The sequence below is a fragment of the Billgrantia lactosivorans genome (assembly GCF_003254665.1).
Classification (GTDB): Bacteria; Pseudomonadota; Gammaproteobacteria; order Pseudomonadales; family Halomonadaceae; genus Halomonas; species Halomonas lactosivorans.
Genome location: NZ_QHGY01000004.1, coordinates 268,335 through 284,054 on the forward strand (window position 1 = coordinate 268,335; position 15,720 = coordinate 284,054).

Annotated in this window: 10 protein-coding genes; 8 read left to right on the plus strand and 2 right to left on the minus strand. The window is 70.6% G+C overall.

Annotated elements, in window-relative coordinates:
• Nucleotides 1-11: 11 nt before the first annotated feature.
• Together DIS04_RS11760 and DIS04_RS11765 are read right to left on the minus strand one after the other, a co-directional pair.
• Nucleotides 12-815, minus strand: coding sequence for a slipin family protein (locus DIS04_RS11760; RefSeq protein ID WP_111413967.1), 804 nt, complete (start codon nt 813-815; stop codon nt 12-14).
• A gap of 72 nt (nt 816-887) precedes the next feature.
• Nucleotides 888-2,363: an NfeD family protein gene (locus tag DIS04_RS11765; RefSeq protein ID WP_111413968.1), complete on the minus strand. Its 1,476-nt coding sequence runs from the start codon at nt 2,361-2,363 to the stop codon at nt 888-890.
• Between the two features lie 134 nt (nt 2,364-2,497).
• On the opposite strand from DIS04_RS11765, the gene DIS04_RS11770 reads away from it, so the two are divergent.
• The 8 genes from DIS04_RS11770 (at nt 2,498) to DIS04_RS11805 (ending at nt 15,709) form a co-directional block, all read left to right on the plus strand.
• A complete protein-coding gene (locus DIS04_RS11770) occupies nt 2,498-3,703 on the plus strand; it encodes an ABC transporter substrate-binding protein (protein WP_111413969.1) in 1,206 nt (401 codons plus the stop codon).
• A complete protein-coding gene (locus DIS04_RS11775; protein WP_111413970.1) occupies nt 3,703-5,397 on the plus strand; it encodes an ABC transporter permease in 1,695 nt (564 codons plus the stop codon). Before DIS04_RS11770 ends, DIS04_RS11775 begins: the two co-directional genes overlap by 1 nt.
• A complete protein-coding gene (locus tag DIS04_RS11780; protein ID WP_111413971.1) occupies nt 5,394-6,032 on the plus strand; it encodes an ATP-binding cassette domain-containing protein in 639 nt (212 codons plus the stop codon). Before DIS04_RS11775 ends, DIS04_RS11780 begins: the two co-directional genes overlap by 4 nt.
• Before the next feature lie 611 nt (nt 6,033-6,643).
• Nucleotides 6,644-8,263, plus strand: coding sequence for a glycogen synthase GlgA (glgA, locus tag DIS04_RS11785; RefSeq protein WP_111413972.1), 1,620 nt, complete (start codon nt 6,644-6,646; stop codon nt 8,261-8,263).
• Complete coding sequence (gene treZ / locus DIS04_RS11790; RefSeq protein ID WP_111413973.1) at nt 8,260-10,074, plus strand: malto-oligosyltrehalose trehalohydrolase; 1,815 nt, start codon at nt 8,260-8,262, stop codon at nt 10,072-10,074. The genes glgA and treZ overlap by 4 nt, the downstream gene beginning before the upstream one ends.
• Nucleotides 10,071-12,188 (plus strand): 4-alpha-glucanotransferase, encoded by a 2,118-nt coding sequence (malQ, locus tag DIS04_RS11795; RefSeq protein ID WP_111413974.1) that lies wholly within the window; start codon nt 10,071-10,073, stop codon nt 12,186-12,188. Before treZ ends, malQ begins: the two co-directional genes overlap by 4 nt.
• On the plus strand, nt 12,181-14,973 hold the full coding sequence (gene treY, locus DIS04_RS11800) for a malto-oligosyltrehalose synthase (RefSeq protein ID WP_111413975.1): 2,793 nt from the start codon (nt 12,181-12,183) through the stop codon (nt 14,971-14,973). Before malQ ends, treY begins: the two co-directional genes overlap by 8 nt.
• Nucleotide 14,974: 1 nt before the next feature.
• Nucleotides 14,975-15,709 (plus strand): DUF2934 domain-containing protein, encoded by a 735-nt coding sequence (locus tag DIS04_RS11805; protein ID WP_111413976.1) that lies wholly within the window; start codon nt 14,975-14,977, stop codon nt 15,707-15,709.
• Nucleotides 15,710-15,720 lie beyond the last annotated feature (11 nt).

Here is a 15,720-nt window from a genome sequence, read left to right on the forward strand (position 1 = left end):
GCACGCCGGGATCAGCCCTCGCCCAGGTCGTTCGGCCGCCCTTCGCCGGTTCTCGCCCGCGCCGCCGGGGAGGCCTGCATGTGCCTGAACGCCTCCATGATGTCCATCGGCAGCGGAAAGACGATGGTCGAGGCGTTCTTGTTGCTCATGTCGCTCATGGTCTGCAGGTAGCGCAGCTGCAGCGCGGCGGAGTTCTCGGCCATCACGTTGGCCGCCTCGACCAGCTTCCTCGAGGCCTGCAGCTCGCCCTCGGCGTGGATCACCTTGGCCCGCCGCTCGCGCTCGGCCTCGGCCTGGCGGGCGATGGCACGGATCATGCTTTCGTCCAGGTCGACGTGCTTGATCTCGACGTTGGCCACCTTGATGCCCCACTCCTCGGTCTGGGCGTCGATGATCTCCTGAATGTCGTCGTTGAGCTTGTCGCGCTCGGAGAGCATCTCGTCGAGGTCGTGCTTGCCCAGCACCGAGCGCAGCGTGGTCTGGGCCAGCTGGCTGGTGGCAAGGGTGTAGTTCTCGACCTGGATGATCGCCTTCTCGGGGTCGACCACGCGGAAATAGAGCACGGCGTTGACCTTGACCGTGACGTTGTCCTGGGAGATGACGTCCTGCTCCGGCACGTCCATGGTGATCACGCGCAGGTCGACCACGCTCATCTGCTGGATGCCGGGGATGACGATGATCAGGCCCGGCCCCTTGACCGCCTGGAAGCGGCCGAGGAAGAAGATCACGCCGCGCTTGTACTCCGGCAGGATGCGGATCGATGCGGCGATCAGCATGAACAGCAGCACGATCGGCACGAGATAGGAAATCATCATGGCTCTTCTCCTTGCTGTGTCGGGCCTCGATGTGTCATGGGCCGGTTGGCACCTGTCGCGAATCCGTCACGCTCACTCCGCCGCCCGCTCGGCGGGCTCGACCACGAGCGTCAGTCCCTCCACCGCCACCACCCGAACCTCCTGGCCGCGCGTCAGGGCGGCGCTGCAGCGGGCGTTCCAGCGCTCCCCACGCAAGCGCACGTGCCCCTCATGCTGGAAATCCTCCAGCGCTACCGCCTGGCTGCCGACGAGCTGCTCCTGGCCGGTGCGGGCGGGCCGCCGGCGCAGGCCGGCGAAGCGGATCATCACCCACAGCATGATCCCCGCCGCCAGCAGGGCGATGCCACCGATCAGCGGCAGCGACACGGCCATCTGCTCGGCGTCCATCAGCATCACCGAGCCGATCACGAAGGCGACGATACCGCCCATGCCGAGGATGCCGAAGCTGGGCATCAGCGCCTCGCCCACGATCAGGCCCAGCCCGACCAGGATCAGTGCCAGGCCGGCGTAGTTGATCGGCAGCAACTGAAAGGCGAACAGGGCGAGCAGCAGGGAGATCACCCCAATGGTGCCCGGCACCAGGCTGCCGGGGCTGGAGAGCTCGAAGATCAGGCCGTAGAAGCCGATGATCATCAGGAAGTAGGCGACGTTGGGGTTGGTGATCACCTGCAGCAGCTCGGTGCGCCAGTCGGGATCGAAGCGCTCGAGGGCCAGGTCGGCCGTGTCCAGGGTGCGCTCGCCACGCTCCATCACCACCTCGCGGCCGTCGATCTGCTCGAGCAGGTCGTCGATATCGCGCGCCACCACGTCGATCACGTTCATCTCGAGGGCCTCGCGGGCGGTCAGGTTGACCGCCTCGCGCACCGCCTCCTCGGCCCAGTCGGCGTTGCGCCCGTGACGCTCGGCCAGGCTGCGAATGTAGTAGACGGCGTCTTCGAGCACCTTGCGCTCCATGGCGGTCTCGCCGCGCCGGCGGGTATCGCCCGGCGCCTCGCCGGCGCTCGCCTCCTCGTCGTCCGCCTCCTCCCCCGCCGCCTCGTCATCCGCCGTCTCCTCGCCGGCGTCGTCTTCCTGCTGTGGCTGGCTGGCGTCGTCGTCCTCATCCAGCCCGGGAAAGCCGCCGCCCATCTGTACCGGGGTGGCCGAGCCGAGGTGCGTCGCGGGCGCCATGGCGGCCACGTGGCTGCCGTAGAGCAGGTAGGTGCCGGCACTGGCGGCCCGCGCCCCGCTGGGAGCGACATAGAGGGCGACGGGCACCTCTGATGTCAGCATGGCGCGGATCATGCTGCGCATGGTGGCGTCGAGCCCGCCCGGAGTATCCATCTGCACCACCACGAGCTCGGCATCGCGTTCGGCGGCACGCCGCAGCCCGCGCTCAAAGTAGTCGCCGGTGGCCGGGCCAATGGCGCCTTCCACGGTCATCACCTGGGCGATGCGTTCGTCCTCCTGGGCCTGGCCCTGCCACGCCAGCATGCTCCCTGCGACCAGGCACAGCAGGCTCATCCACAGCACAAGGCGACGACAGAGGGCGACACGGCGTACGCTCATGATGACCTTTCCTCACGTCGTGATGAGGGTATGCTTGCAGGGTCAGCTGCTGATTCAGCATCTTCTGAATTCAGGTTAGCAGGCCGGACACAGAAAGCCGAACCCGCTGCCAGGCCATCGAGAGGAAGACGACGATGCCGATTCGCCCCCTTGCCGCCGCGCTTGCCCTCAGCTTCTTCGCCGCGGCGACCGCGCTAGCCGGCGACTGGCAGGCGGTGCTCGACGATGCCCGCGGCCAGACCGTGCACTGGCACGCCTGGGCCGGCGACACCCGTGTCAACGACTACCTCGACTGGGTCAAGGGGCGAGTGCGCGACGAATACGGGATCGAGCTCGTCCACGTCAAGATCGACGATACCGGCTCCGCCGTCTCGCGTGTGCTGGCCGAGCGCAGCGCCGGCAATCACGACGACGGCAGCGTCGATCTCATCTGGATCAACGGCGAGAACTTCGCCGCCATGCGCGAGAACGACCTGCTGTTCGGCCCCTTCGCCGAGCGGCTGCCGCACTTCGCGCTGACCCATCCCGAGCACAACCCCGAGGTGGTCACCGACTTCACGCTGCCCACCGAGGGGTTCGAGTCGCCCTGGGGCAAGGCGCAGATCACCTTCTACTACGACGCCGATACGCTCGAGGAGGAGCCGCCGCGCAGCATGGCGCAGCTCCTCGCCTGGGCCGAGGCCAACCCCGGGCGCTTCACCTACCCGCGCATTCCCGACTTCCTCGGCAGCACCTTCCTCAAGCAGGCGTTGATCGCCCTGGTCGACGACAGCGATGCGCTCTACGCACCGGTCGACCAGAGCGATTTCGCGGCCGTCAGCGCGCCGCTGTGGGAGTACCTCGATGCGCTGCATCCCCACCTCTGGCGTCGCGGCCGGCAGTTCCCCGCCAGCGGCCCCGAGATGCGCCGCCTGATGGGCGACGGCGAGCTGGAACTGGCCTTCACCTTCAACCCGGCGGAGCCGGCCGCCGCGGTGGCCGACCTCGAGCTGCCCGAGTCGACCCGCAGCTACGTGCTCGACGGCGGCACCCTGGGCAACGTGCACTTCGTCGCCATCCCCTTCAACTCACCGCACCAGGCGGCTGCCATGGTGGTGGCCGATTTCCTGCTCACCCCCGAGGCCCAGGCGCGCAAGCAGGACCTGGCCGTGTGGGGCGACCCCACCGTCCTCGACGTGGCGCGACTGGACGACGCCGATCGCGCACGCTTCGAGCAGGCATCGGACCACCCGGCCCTGCTGCCACCGCAGGCGCTGGCCGAGACCCTGCCCGAGCCGCACCCGAGCTGGATGACGGCCCTGCAGGAGGCCTGGCAGGCCCGCTACGTCGGCGGGCCCTGATGCTGCGCCTGGCCCCGCTGTTGATCGTCACGCTACTGGTCGCGCCGATACTGGCCGGGCTGACCATGGCGCTGCTGCCCGCCTTCGGCTACCTGCCGGCGCTGGGCGGCGAACGCCTCAGCCTCGCCCCCTGGCGCGAACTGCTCGCCCAGCCCGGGCTGGCACGCTCGGTGGCGGTCAGCCTGGCCAGCGGGCTGATCACCACGGCGGTGTCGCTGGGCGTGGTGCTGCTGTTCCTGGCCGGCGCCTCGGGCAGCCGGCTGGATCGCTGGATACGCCGGCTGGTGGCACCGCTGCTGTCACTGCCCCATGCCGCCGCGGCCTTCGGCCTGGCGTTCCTGATCGCCCCCTCGGGGCTGCTGGCAAGGCTGGTCTCGCCGGGCCTGACGGGCTGGGAGCGGCCGCCCGACCTGCTGCTCGTCAACGACCCCTGGGGGCTCTCGCTGATGGCCGGGCTGGTCGTCAAGGAGATCCCCTTCCTGCTGCTGATGAGCCTCGCCGCCCTGCCCCAGCTCGACCCCGACCGACGCATCGCCATGGCCCGTTCACTCGGCTATCGGCCGCTGACGGCCTGGTTCAAGGTGGTGGCGCCGGCGCTCTACCCGCTGATTCGCCTGCCGGTCTACGCGGTGATCGCCTACGCCACCGCGGTGGTGGATGTCGCCCTGATCCTCGGCCCGACGCTGCCGCCGACGCTCGCCGTGTCGATCCTGACCTGGTTCCACGACCCCGATCTGAGCCGGCGCTTCATGGCCTCGGCCGGCGCCGTGCTGCAGCTCGGCGTCACTGCCGCCGCGCTCGTTGCCTGGTGGTGCCTGGAGCGGGGCGCAACCCGGCTGGGGCGACACTGGCTCGCCCGCGGCGGTCGCGGCCAAGGCGAGCAGCCGCTGCGCCTGGCGGGCCGGGCGCTGATCCTGCTCGCCACGCTCAGCGCCTTCGTCGGCCTGGTGGGCCTCGCGCTCGGCTCCGTGGCAGGCTTCTGGCGCTTTCCCGAGGCCCTGCCCCAGAGCGTGACCGCCGCTCACTGGCTGCGCGCTCTGCCAACCCTGGCAGGGCCGGTCGCCACCACGGCGCTGATCGCCATCGGCGCCACGCTTTGCGCCCTGGTCCTGACGCTGGCGGCGCTGGAGAACGAGCAGCGCAGCGGACGCCATCCGGCTCAGGGGCGGTTGCTCTCGGCGCTGACGCTGCTCTACCTGCCGCTGATCGTGCCGCAGATCGCCTTCCTGTTCGGCCTGGTGGTGGTGATGGAGTCGCTGGGCATCCGGCCGCGTCCCTGGCTGGTGATGTTCGGCCATCTCCTGTTCGTGCTGCCCTACGTGTTCCTCTCGCTGTCGGAAGCCTACCGTCGACTCGACCCGCGCTGGTCGCAGCTCGCCTCGAGCCTGGGGGCCTCGCGCCACGCCGTGTTCTGGCGAGTGCGCCTGCCCCTGCTGCTCGCGCCGCTGCTCACCGCCGGCGCCGTGGGGCTCGCCGTCAGCATCGGACAGTACCTGCCCACCCAGCTGCTGGGAGCCGGGCGCATCGCCACGGTGACCACCGAGGCGGTGTCGCTGGCCGCCGGCGGCAATCGCCGGGTGATCGGCGTCTGGGCCCTGGTCCAGGCGTGCCTGCCGCTGGCGGGCTTCGCCCTCGCCGTGGGCCTGCCGCGGCTGATCTGGTCCCGCCGCCGCGGCATGCAGGGGGCGCCATGACCGCCGGGCATCGTTTGCGGCTTCAGGCCATCGAGATCAGCCTGGAGGGCGCGCCCCTGCTGCGGCTCGACGCCGCGGTCGGCCCCGGCGAGGTGCTTACCGTGATGGGCCCGTCCGGCTCCGGCAAGTCGACCCTGCTGGCCTACCTGGCAGGCTTTCTGGCGCCAGCCTTCCGCGCCAGCGGCCGGATCCTGCTCGACGGAAGCGACATCGGCCGACTGCCCGCGGAGCGGCGCCATATCGGCCTGCTGTTCCAGGACCCGTTGCTCTTCCCCCACCTCTCGGTCGCCGGCAACCTGCGCTTCGGCATGCCCCGGGACAAGGTCGACAAGGGCGAGCGGGTCGAAGCCGCTCTCGCCCAGGTCGGCCTCGCCGGCTTCGGCCCGCGCGACCCGGCCACCCTCTCCGGCGGCCAGCAGGCCCGCGTGGCGCTGATGCGCCTGCTGCTCGCCGAGCCGCGCGCCGTGCTGCTCGACGAGCCCTTCACCAGGCTCGACCTGCCCCTGCGCCATGAGATGCGCCGGCTGGTGTTCGATCGGCTGCGCCAGGCCGGCCTGCCCAGCCTGCTGGTGACCCACGATCCCCAGGACGCCGCGGCGGCGGGTGGCCCGGTCGTCGACCTGGCCGGGCAATGACCTGGCGTGCCGTTTCCACACCACCGGCCAAGAGCATCAACCGCAAACCGGGCGCATTATTGCCTCGACACCGCCACGGCATCACGCCGAAATCCGCCCACCTCGCACCAACGGTCAGATGGAAACCGGCAAGGCAACTTCGCTCTCACACTCACATGACATCGACGAGACCATAGTTAAATATCGTAATTTTGCACCACTCAAATAGCGAAATAATGGCGCCCACTCCCTCCTCATTTCCCCTGCAAATAGAGCGATTTTTCTGTTTTCTTACTGAGCCAACCCTGCCCAACCTTGCCTGGCATGTCTCGGACATTTCGTCCGCATGTGTCACAGGGGTTAAGGCGGGTTGCTGCAACGTAAAGCCGGGGACGAGGGAACCCGACCTCGATCATCGGGTCTCACTCTGGCCGGTCCATGCGCTGTCCCTTTACCCAGGTTATAGGTGAAATTCGTTTTTCCGAAGTAGGATTCATCGTCTATACCTAGGCAATGCCACCCTCTGCCATGCTTCTCTCGGGGCCAGGACAAGCCACAAGACAAGCGTTTCACCCGGGCAAAGGGGGCGAGCTGGGCAGCTTGGCCATGCCACTACAGGGAGGTCGGTCATCATGGGCAATGTGGCACTGAAGGGTATCGATTCCGAAACAAAAAATGACAGGCGGGGCCGCTCGATAGCATATGACGGCGGCCTGGCGATCGAGACGCTATATCACGCGAAGCGGGAGGCCCTCCCCGACGAGCCGCTTGCATCCGGCACGCCGAGCCACCCCTCCCAGCGCGTCCTGTTCGTTACCTCCGAGATCGCCGATTTCGTCAAGGTCGGGGGGCTCGGCGACGTCTCCTCGGCGCTGCCACGGGCGCTGGCGGCCCACCACGACATCCGCATCCTCGTCCCGGCCTACCGCGAGGTGCGCCAATCGGCCAGCGAGATCCGTCGTGTCGGTCGCCTTCCCGCTTACGCCGACCTGCCGGCCTGCGAAATCGGCGAGCTGACCTGTGCCGACGGCCTGGTGATCTACGTGCTGCTCTGCCCCGAACTCTACGAGCGCGACGGCGGCCCCTACGGCACCGGGCCGGGCGGCTACGGCAGCGGCGGCTGGGAGGACAACGACATCCGCTTCGCGCGGCTGTCGCTGGCGGCGGCGGAGATCGCCGCCGGCAGCGCCGGGCTCGACTGGCAGCCGCAGTTGCTGCACCTCAACGACTGGGCGTGCGGCCTGGCGCCGGCCTATCTGCACTGGCAGAGACGCCGCGTGCCCAGCGTGTTCACCATCCACAACCTGGCCTACCAGGGGCTCTTCGACAAATCGCGCTGCGCGGCGCTGGGCATTCCCGAGAGCGCCTTCCACATCGAGGGGGTCGAGTACTACGGCAAGCTCTCCTTCATGAAAGCGGGCATCGTCTACGCCTCCCACGTCACCACGGTCAGCGCCACCTACGCCCGGGAGATCACCACGCCGGAGTTCGGCTGCGGCCTGGACGGGCTGCTGCGCTGCAAGGCGGAGCAGGGGCGGCTCAGCGGCATCCCCAACGGTATCGACGACTCCTGGGATCCGCGCACGGATGCCCACCTGGTCCAGGCCTTCTCGGCCAACGACTGGCGCGGCAAGCGCGCCAACGCCGACTACGTGCGCCATCGCTTCGGCCTGGCGCCGAGTGCCGGGCCGCTGTTCGCCATGGTATCGCGCATGGTGCACCAGAAGGGGGTCGACCTGGTCATCGAGGCGGCGCCGAGCATCGTCCAGGCGGGCGGCCAACTTGTCTTCATCGGCAGCGGCGAACGTCGCGTCGAAGCCCAGCTGGATCGGCTGGCCGAGCGCTACCCCGGGGCCGTGGGCGCCTACATCGGCTTCGACGAGGACGAGGCGCGCTGCCTCTATGCCGGCAGCGACTTCCTGCTGATGCCGTCGCGCTTCGAGCCCTGCGGGCTGAGCCAGATGTACGCCCAGCGCTTCGGCTCCCTGCCCATCGCCCACCGGACCGGCGGGCTGGCCGACACCATCGAGGACGGCGTCACCGGCTTCCTCTTCGACGAGGTCGACCTGGCCAGCTTCATGCAGGCGATCCAGCAGGCCTTCTCGGTCTATCACTCCACGGAGCTGTTCTATGCCATGCGACGAGCGGCGATGACCGGACGCTACCACTGGCGGCAGTCCATCGCCCCCTATACGCAGCTCTACCAGGAGATCAGCGAACAAGCCGGCGTGGAGGCACGAGCCGCGGAATGAACGAAGCAGAGCGATTCCAGTACACCTTCGGCGCCCAGGTCATCGGTCCGCAGTGGACCCAGTTCGCACTGTGGGCGCCGAGCGCCGCTCGGGTCGAGCTCGAGGTGGAGGGCCTGGCCGCCGTCGCCATGACCCAGGCCGGGGAGGGGCGCTTCGTCGGCGAAGCGCCCTGCGACCACGGCGCCCGCTACCGCTTCCGCGTGTTCCTCGACGAGACCCCCGAGGGGGTGGCCGTTCCCGACCCGGCCGCGCGCGCCCAGGCGGGCGGCATCGAGGGGCCGAGCCTGGTGGTCGACCCCTACCGCCACGCCTGGCGCCATGCCGACTGGCAGGGCCGACCATGGCACGAGACGGTGCTCTACGAGCTCCACCTGGGTACCCTGGGCGGACTGCAGGCGGCGCGCCAATGGTTGCCCTACCTGGCCGGGCTTGGCGTCACGGCGGTCGAGCTGATGCCGGTCGCGGCCTTCCCGGGGGAGCGGAACTGGGGCTACGACGGCGTGCTGCCCTACGCCGTGGACGAGAGCTACGGCGACCCCGACACGCTCAAGGCCTTCGTCGACGACGCCCACGGCCTGGGGCTGATGGTCTTCCTCGATGTGGTCTACAACCACTTCGGCCCGGACGGCAACTTCCTGCCCCGCTATGCCGGCGCCTTCTTTCGCCAGGACCGGCAGACGCCCTGGGGGCCGGCCATCGACTTCCGCCAGCCCATGGTCCGCCGTTTCTTCATCGAGAACGCCCTGATGTGGCTCGACGAGTACCGCTTCGACGGCCTGCGCCTCGATGCGGTGCATGCCATCGCCGAGCGCGATTTCCTGGTCGAGCTGGCCGAGACCCTGCGCAGCCGCCTCGACCCGCGGCGTCACGTGCATCTGGTGCTGGAGAACGAGCACAACGACGCCGCGCTGCTCGAGCCCGGGCTGTTCGACGCCCAGTGGAACGACGACTGGCACAACGTCATGCACGTGCTGCTCACCGGCGAGCGCGAGGGCTACTATGCCGAATTCGCCGATGCCCCCACCGCCAAGCTGGTGCGCTGCCTGGGCGAGGGCTTCGTCTTCCAGGGCGAGGCCACGCAGAGCGGCGCCCCTCGCGGCAGCCCGAGCGGCCACCTGCCGCCGACCGCCTTCGTCGCCTTCCTGCAGAACCACGACCAGATCGGCAATCGTGCCCTGGGCGAGCGCCTGACCCGGCTCGCCGACCCGGAGGCGCTGGCGGCGGCCACGCTGCTGCTGCTGCTCTCGCCCATGGTGCCGCTGCTGTTCATGGGCGAGGAGTGGGCCAGCCGGCGTCCCTTTCTGTTCTTCACCGACCACCGCGACGCCCTGGCCGAGGCCGTGCGCGAGGGCCGCCGGGCGGAGTTCGCCGCCTTCCGCGCCTTCCAGGACCCGACGTCGCGCGCCGCCATTCCCGACCCCAACGACGCCGCCACCTTCGAGGCATCAAAGCCCGACCTCGCCGCTCGCGACACCGTCCCCCATGCCGACTGGCTGGCCCTCGTCCGCCGCCTGCTGGCGATCCGTCATGCCGAGATCGTGCCACGCCTCGACGGCACCTGCGCCCTCGGCGCCGAGGCACTGGGCGAGCGGGCCGTCGTGGCGCGCTGGCGCATGAACGACGACACCCAGCTGGTCATTGCCATGAACCTGGGCGAAGCGCCCGCCGCCACCAGCGCCTTCGGTATCGGCCGACACCTCTACGAGACCCGCGCGGGGGTGGCGGTTGCCACCGAGAGCGGCAGCCTGCCGGCGCGCTGCGCCGCGGCCTGGTTGCGCAGCGTGCCAGGCGACGAGGAGCTCTGCGCATGAGCGAGGCACGCCTGGAACGGCTGGCCGAGGCCGCCGGCATCGAGACGCGCTGGGAGGACAACGCGGGCACGATCCGGCACCCCTCGCCGGCCACCCTGCGCGAACTGCTGGCACGGCTCGGCTACCCGGCCGCTGGCGACAGCGAGATCGAGGCCAGCCTGGCGCGGCTGCGCGGTCCCGACTCGCCCCGGCAGTGGCCGCCGCTGATCACCGCCGTGCGCGGGACGAGCACGGCCCTGCCGTCGCCGCTTCCCGCCGGGACACGCTTTCGCCTGGTGCAAGAAGACGGCGAATGGCGTGAAGGGGCGCTGCGTGACGAGGGCCAGCTGCCTGCGATCGACGCCCCCGGCTATCACCGCCTGCAGATCGACGACACCGAGCTGACCCTCGCCGTGGCCCCGCCGCGCGGCTTCACCCTGGCGGATGCCTGCGACGGCGCGACGCCGCGCCTGTGGGGACTGGCGGTGCAGCTCTACGCCCTGCGCCGCCCCGGAGACGGCGGCATCGGCGACACCCTGGCGCTGGAGCGGCTGGCCCGCCGTGCCGCCGAGGCCGGGGCCGCGGCGCTGGCCGTGAGCCCGATGCACGCCATGTTCGGCACCGACCTCGAGCACTACAGCCCCTACTCGCCCTCGAGCCGGCTGCTCTACCATGCGCTGCACGTCGCCCCGGAGGCAATGCTCGGCGAGGACGCGGTCGCGGCGGCGGTCGAGCGCAGCGGCCAGGCCGCCAGCCTCGCGCAGCTGGAGGCCGCCGGGCGGGTCGACTGGCGCCGGGCGGGCGAGGCGAAGCTCGCCTGGCTGCGCATCCTGCATGACGACCTGACGCAGCGCGAGGACGGCCAGGCACAGCGGGCTCGCCGCGCCATGACGGCGTTTCGCCAGCGCGGCGGCGCCACGCTGGCGCATCATTGCCGCTTCGAGGCACTGATGGCGCACCTCGACGAGCGCGACTGGCGCCGCTGGCCGGCGGCGCTGCGCGACCCCTCGAGCGCAGAAGTGGCGCGCTTCGCCGAGCGGAAGAGCCACGAGGTCGATTTTCATGCCTTCCTGCAGTGGCTGGCCAACGAGGGGCTCGCTCGCGCTCAGGCCACCGCCCGCGAGGCCGGCATGCCGGTCGGGATGATCGCCGACCTGGCCGTGGGCGCCGACGCAGCCGGCAGCCAGGCCTGGAGCCGCCAGGCCGAGATGCTCGAAGGCGTGTCGATCGGTGCGCCGCCGGATGCCTTCAACGTGAAAGGCCAGGACTGGGGGCTCGCCCCCTTCTCGCCCCAGGGGCTGGTCCGCTCGGGGTTTCGCAGCTTCATCGACATGTTGCGGGCCGGCTTTGCCCACGCCGGCGGACTGCGCATCGACCATGTCCTCGGCCTGATGCGCCTGTGGCTGGTCCCCCATGGTGCCGCCCCTACCGAGGGCGCCTACGTGCGCTACCCGCTCGACGATATGCTGCGGCTGGTGGCGCTGGAGTCCTGGCGGCATCGCGCCATCGTCATCGGCGAGGACCTGGGAACGGTCGCTCCCGGCTTTCGAGAGCGACTGGCGCACCGCGGCATCCTCGGCATGCGCGTGCTGTGGTTCGAGCGCGACGACGAGGGCGACTTCCTGCCGCCGGAACGGTGGTCGCGGGAAGCCATTGCCACCAGCTCGACCCACGACCTGCCCACCATTGCCGGCTGGTGGGCCGGGCGCGACATCGAGTGGCGCAGCCGCCTCGGCCTGCTCGGTGACGACCGGGACGCCGACGACGAGCGGGCCGAGCGCCGCGTCGAACGCGCCCGCCTGGCCACGGCGCTGGGCCTGCTCGATCCGCAGGCGCCGGCCAGCGCGCTGGAGGCCGCCGACCTGCCCGCCTCGCGAGTGCTCGATGCCGGCGTGCGTCGGCTTGGGCTCACGGCGGCCCCGCTGACGCTGCTGCCGGTGGAGGATGCGCTGGGGCTGGAGGAGCAGGCGAATCTACCGGGTACGCTCGACGAGCACCCCAACTGGCGTCGACGCCTGCCCGACGATGCCGAGCGCCTGCTCACCTCACCCGAAGTGAGAAGCCGTCTGGCCGCTCTGGCCGAGGCACGCCGGGAGGGACACCACGACGCCCAGGGAGGGGGCACCGATGAGTGAGATTCGCGCCACCGTGCGCCTGCAGTTCCACCGCGGCTTCACCCTCGACGATGCCGCCGAATGGGTGGGCTATTACGCCAGGCTCGGTATCAGCCATGTCTACGCCTCGCCGCTGCAGATGTCGCGTCAGGGCTCGCCCCACGGCTACGACGGCATCGACCCCACCCGCATCGACCCGGAGCTCGGTGGCGAGGCGGCGCTGGAGCGGCTGGTGAACCGGCTGCGCGAGCACGGCATGGGGCTAATCCTGGACATCGTGCCCAACCACGTGGCGGTGGGCGGCTCGCAGAACCCCTGGTGGCAGGACGTGCTGGCCTGGGGCCAGGCCAGCCCCTGTGCCGACTTCTTCGACATCGACTGGCATACCGCCGATCCGAGCCTGCACGGCAGGCTGCTGCTGCCTTTCCTCGGCGCCCCCTACGCCGACACGCTGCATTCCGGTGCGCTCGCCCTGCGCCACCATGTCGAGAGCGCGAGTTTCCAAGTGGCCTACCACGAGCACCGATTCCCCATCGACCCGCGAAGCTACGGCGATATCCTGCGCCTGGCCGAACACGAGGCGCTGTGGGAGCTGGCGCCACGCTTCGATGCCCTGCGCCAGCGGAGCGACGCCTACACCGCGGTCGACGCATGCCGCCGCGAGCTGCGCCGGGCGCTGGCCGACGCCGCGGTCGAGCGCGCCCTGGCCCAGGCCCTGGCGCTGTTCGACGGCACCACCCGCGGCGGCGCCATCCGCCTGCACGACCTGCTGGAGCGGCAGCCCTATCGCCTGGCCTGGTGGCGCACCGGGAACGACGAGCTCAACTGGCGCCGCTTCTTCGACATCACCGAACTCGGCGGGCTGCGCATCGAGCAGCCCGAAGTGTTCGAGGCGGTGCATGCCCTGCCGCTGCGCCTGGTGGAACAGGGCTGGGTCGACGGATTGCGCATCGACCACATCGACGGCCTGGCCGACCCGCGCGGCTACTGCCGCCGCCTGCGTGCCCGCCTGGGCGAGTGCCAGAAGCACCGCCCGGCGGGCGTCGTCCGCCACGTGGCGATCTTCGTCGAGAAGATACTGGCCGCCGACGAGACCCTGCACCGCGACTGGGGGGTCGACGGTACCACCGGCTACGAGCTGATGAACGCGGTCTCCGGACTGCAGCACGATCCCGCCGGCGCTGCGCCGCTGGCCGCCCTGTGGCGCGACGTCAGCGGCCGGGAGCCGGACTTTCCCGCCGAGGTGCGCCAGGCGCGGCGCGAGGTGCTCGCCACCCTGCTGACCAGTGAATTCGAAGCCTGCGCTCGCGCCTTGCATGCGGTGGCTCGCCACTCGCTGGCGAGCCGCGACGTCAGCCTGGCGGCGGTGCGCCGGGCGCTGACAGCACTGATCGCGCATTTCCCGGTCTACCGCACCTACGCCGACGACGGCGGCCGCCCCGAGCTCGACGCACCCTTCTTCGACCAGGCCATGGCCGGCGCCCGCCTCGAGCTGAGCCCGCCCGATGTCAGCGTCCTGGAAGGGCTGGAACGCTGGCTGGGCGGCGAAGCGCCCGCCGATGCCGCGGACGTCGAAGAGCGCTGGCTGCGCCAGCGCGCCATCGTGCGCTTCCAGCAGCTCACCTCGCCGGTGGCGGCCAAGGCCGTGGAGGACACCGCCGGCTATCGCAGCGCGGTATTGATCTCGCGCAACGAGGTGGGCTTCGACGGCGAGCACTTCAGCCACTCGCCGCGCCGGTTCCACGACGCCAACGCCTGGCGTGCGCGTCACTTTCCCCATGGCCTGGTCGCAACGGCCACTCACGACCACAAGCGCGGCGAGGACGTTCGCGCGCGACTGGCCGCGCTGAGCGAGAATGCCAGCGACTTCACCACTCGGGTCGAGCGCTGGCGCGAATTGGCCGCTCCGCTGCGCCAGGCGCTGGCCGGCGACCCGGCGCCTTCCCCCGGGGATGAGCTGATCCTCTACCAGGTATTGCTCGGTGCCTGGTCGCCGACGCTGGCACGCGACGACGGAGAGGCCATGCAGGGCTTCGCCGAACGCCTTGCCGAGTGGCAGCAGAAAGCCCTGCGCGAGGCCAAGCTGCGCAGCCATTGGCTGTGGCCCGACGAGGCCTATGAGAAGGCCTGTCGCGACTATCTGCACGGCCTGCTGGCCACGCCCGAACTGTGCCGGGAACTCGAGGCGGCGGCCCGCGAACTGGACCTGCCGGGAGCGCTCAACGGCCTGACCCAGACGGCGCTGCGCCTGACCGTTCCCGGGATGCCGGACCTCTACCAGGGGTGTGAATTCTGGGACGACAGCCTGGTCGACCCCGACAACCGCCGCCCGGTCGACCATGGCGCGCGCCAGGTCGCCCTCGCCGAAGCCCCCGATCCCGCCACGGCACTGGCGCAGTGGCGGAACGGCCGCGTCAAGCAGGCGCTGATCGCCCGCCTGCTGGCCCTGCGGCACGCGCGGCGCGAGCTGTTCGTGCACGGGGACTATCGTGCGCTGGCGGTCGAGGGCGAGCATCGCGAGCGCCTGGTCGCCTTCTTGCGTCGCCACGGCGACCAGCGGCTGCTGGTGGTGGTGCCGCGGCTGGCCGCTGCGCTGCTCGACGGCGCCGAACGCCCCCAGGTGGCGCCATCGCGCTGGGGCGGCACCCGGCTGCGTCTGCCCGACGAGAGGGACGGCGCTTGGCAATGCGCGCTGACCGGTACCACCCTGAGAGTGACGAATGCACATGTCGCCGCCGGTGAAGCCCTGCAGGCCTTCCCCGTCGGCATCTATCTACGCGACACGCACAGGCAGAGGGAGAGCTAGGATGGCTGACGAAGAACGCGTACGGAACCTGGCCTACGAGATCTGGGAATCGGAAGGTCGCCCCGAGGGGCAGCAGCAGCGCCACTGGGACATGGCGCTGAGGATCGTTGCCGCCGAGCAGGAGGCCGGCGTCGACGCCGAACTCGATGAGGTCGGCGCGCCGGTGGACGAAGCGCCGATCCTCGAGGAGGACCTGCCGCTGGAGGATGACGAGACCGGCATCCAGGAGAACCGGCTGCCGCTGGAGTCCCCCGACGGCGAGCCCGACTTCGACGAACTGCCCTACCGCGACGACCGCGACGTGGCCCGGGACTTTCCGGTGCAGGACCGTGCCCACCCCGAACCGCCCCCGGAGCAGGACGAGCCCACCGCCGCCTCGACGCGTCCGCTGCCGGCCGAGGAGGCGACGAGCACCGGTGCCCAGGATCAGGCCACCGCCAACCGCGGCGGGCCGGAGGCGGCAGCGACCTCCCCCGACCCCGCCCCGGGGCCGCTGGAGCCGTTGCCGCCGCAGTCCGCCACCGTCCGGCGCACCCGCAAGCCGCGGCGTGACGACGACGGCCTGACCCAGCCCGACGCCACCGACACCTCCCGGGTGCCGGGCAAGAGCGCCCGAACCGTCGGCACCCGGCGCAGCGCCAAGAGCGCCGACAGCGGCAAGGTGACGAAATCCTCCACCGCCGCCAAGGCGGGAGCGTCGACGGGCCGGGGCGGTCGCGGCAAGCCCAAGGGATGACCGACACCGGA

Coding starts and splice junctions, on each gene's coding strand:
- DIS04_RS11760 (WP_111413967.1), bottom strand. CDS start 815: ATGATGATTTCCTATCTCGTGCCGATCGTGCTGCTGTTCATGCTGATC.
- glgA (WP_111413972.1), top strand. CDS start 6,644: ATGGGCAATGTGGCACTGAAGGGTATCGATTCCGAAACAAAAAATGAC.
- DIS04_RS11765 (WP_111413968.1), bottom strand. CDS start 2,363: ATGAGCGTACGCCGTGTCGCCCTCTGTCGTCGCCTTGTGCTGTGGATG.
- treZ (WP_111413973.1), top strand. CDS start 8,260: ATGAACGAAGCAGAGCGATTCCAGTACACCTTCGGCGCCCAGGTCATC.
- DIS04_RS11805 (WP_111413976.1), top strand. CDS start 14,975: ATGGCTGACGAAGAACGCGTACGGAACCTGGCCTACGAGATCTGGGAA.
- DIS04_RS11770 (WP_111413969.1), top strand. CDS start 2,498: ATGCCGATTCGCCCCCTTGCCGCCGCGCTTGCCCTCAGCTTCTTCGCC.
- DIS04_RS11775 (WP_111413970.1), top strand. CDS start 3,703: ATGCTGCGCCTGGCCCCGCTGTTGATCGTCACGCTACTGGTCGCGCCG.
- DIS04_RS11780 (WP_111413971.1), top strand. CDS start 5,394: ATGACCGCCGGGCATCGTTTGCGGCTTCAGGCCATCGAGATCAGCCTG.
- treY (WP_111413975.1), top strand. CDS start 12,181: ATGAGTGAGATTCGCGCCACCGTGCGCCTGCAGTTCCACCGCGGCTTC.
- malQ (WP_111413974.1), top strand. CDS start 10,071: ATGAGCGAGGCACGCCTGGAACGGCTGGCCGAGGCCGCCGGCATCGAG.